This is a genomic window from Desulfovibrio sp. 1188_IL3213 (assembly GCF_036763145.1).
Classification (GTDB): domain Bacteria; phylum Desulfobacterota; class Desulfovibrionia; order Desulfovibrionales; family Desulfovibrionaceae; genus Desulfovibrio.
In genome coordinates this window covers 1-1,341 of sequence record NZ_JBAIYR010000539.1, presented here as the reverse complement: position 1 = coordinate 1,341, position 1,341 = coordinate 1, and the positions used below count along the sequence as shown (strand labels likewise).

At 60.8% G+C, this 1,341-nt stretch carries 2 protein-coding genes and 2 pseudogenes; all 4 read left to right on the top strand.

Annotation, left to right across the window (positions count from 1 at the left end):
• Positions 1-125 (top strand): annotated as a pseudogene (locus V6C16_RS13410) (replication-associated recombination protein A); the annotation flags it as partial.
• Positions 103-438: a dTMP kinase gene (locus tag V6C16_RS13405; protein ID WP_333543455.1), complete on the top strand. Its 336-nt coding sequence runs from the start codon at positions 103-105 to the stop codon at positions 436-438. The pseudogene V6C16_RS13410 and the gene V6C16_RS13405, both read left to right, overlap by 23 nt.
• A 255-nt stretch (positions 439-693) precedes the next feature.
• The gene (locus V6C16_RS13400; protein WP_333543454.1) at positions 694-1,035 is read left to right on the top strand and encodes a hypothetical protein; all 342 of its coding nucleotides are present in this window, start codon (positions 694-696) and stop codon (positions 1,033-1,035) included.
• Positions 1,028-1,341: pseudogene (locus V6C16_RS13395) on the top strand (histone deacetylase); the annotation flags it as partial. The gene V6C16_RS13400 and the pseudogene V6C16_RS13395, both read left to right, overlap by 8 nt.

The following is a 1,341-nucleotide window of genomic DNA, read 5'->3' as shown; positions in this document are numbered from 1 at the left end:
TGGAATTTGTGGGCATGCCCGAAGGCTTCATTCCGCTTGCGGAAACAGTGACGTATCTTGCACTGGCACGTAAAAGCAACGCCACATACGCGGCATATCTTAATGCACAGCGCGAGATCAAACTCAAGCCTCAATACGGCGGCCACGGGTGGGCTGGAACCTGATCTCACCCTGCTGCTGGACCTGCCCGTGCGCTGCGGGCTGGAACGCGCCGGCGAGCGCAACCGCTCCGCCGGAATGGTCATTGCCGAAGGCCGCTTTGACAGCGAAAGCCTGGATTTTCATGAGCGTGTGCGCCGGGGCTATCGCGCCCTGGCCGATGAAGAGCCGGAACGCTTCGCCATCATTGATGCCTCGCAACCGCCCGAAGACGTGGTCCTGCAGTGCCGTTCGGCCATTGAGGCATACCTGCGCAAACGGGGGCGAGGCCTCGACTAGGCTTTTGCCTTTGCGAGCATCACCGCTCAAAGGAATACGCGCGCACTGTTTGCGTTCTGCCTGCGTCAGCTCATTCCCGTAAAGCTTATGTATGTTTCCGTACACTGCGCAAGGCCCGGAATCACGGCCCTGCAAAAACAAAGAAACATGGCGCAGCACTTTCCGACAACGCCGGGCAGATGCGCCGGGGCTGTTTCCCCGCGCCATACGGACCCCAACCCATAAACCGCCTGAAAACCAGCCCGGGAGAATGCCATGCAAGAATACTACGACCTCTTTGTTGAAGGCACAAAACTGAATTTCGTTCCCCGCAAAAACGGCGCCGCAGGCTTTGAGTCCGCCTTGCCCGAACCTCCCGCAAACCATGTGGCTGCGGGCATTCTGGGTGATCCCGAGCTTATGTACTGCGTGGCTTTCCGCAAAGAGGACGGCCCCGGCGGCGTTTTTGCCATGTATGACGAAGACAGCCTGCTGTTTCTGGCCGTGGCGGAAAGCAACCTCGCCTATTCCCTTGGCCTTGCCCAGATGGGCCGCATGGTGACCTACGCCCGCTACGGCGCGGACATTTTCGAAGCTCTGGACGAAAACGATGACTGAGCAGCGGGCCGGGCAGCGCCCGGCTGCACACTCTTTGGAGCAGGCGGACGCAAGGGAGGCCCTTTGCGCCGCCAGACGGCTGGGGGTGGTGTTTTTCCCGGCCTTTGACTGGGCCATCTCCGCCACACATCCGGAGCGTGAGGAGCGTCTGCTCTATACGCGCGACCAGCTTGTGGAAGAGGGACTTTTCGATATTCCCGGCATCACGGAATACCGGCCCGCTTTCGCAAGCCACGCGCAGCTTGAGCGGGCGCACTTCTGTCTGCCCACAGCCCGCGCCGTGAGCACAGACTCGCATCTGGCGGC

What these genes read in the sequence shown, in the direction of transcription:
- V6C16_RS13400 (WP_333543454.1), top strand. Translation starts at nt 694, where the DNA reads ATGCAAGAATACTACGACCTCTTTGTTGAAGGCACAAAACTGAATTTC.
- V6C16_RS13405 (WP_333543455.1), top strand. Translation starts at nt 103, where the DNA reads ATGCACAGCGCGAGATCAAACTCAAGCCTCAATACGGCGGCCACGGGT.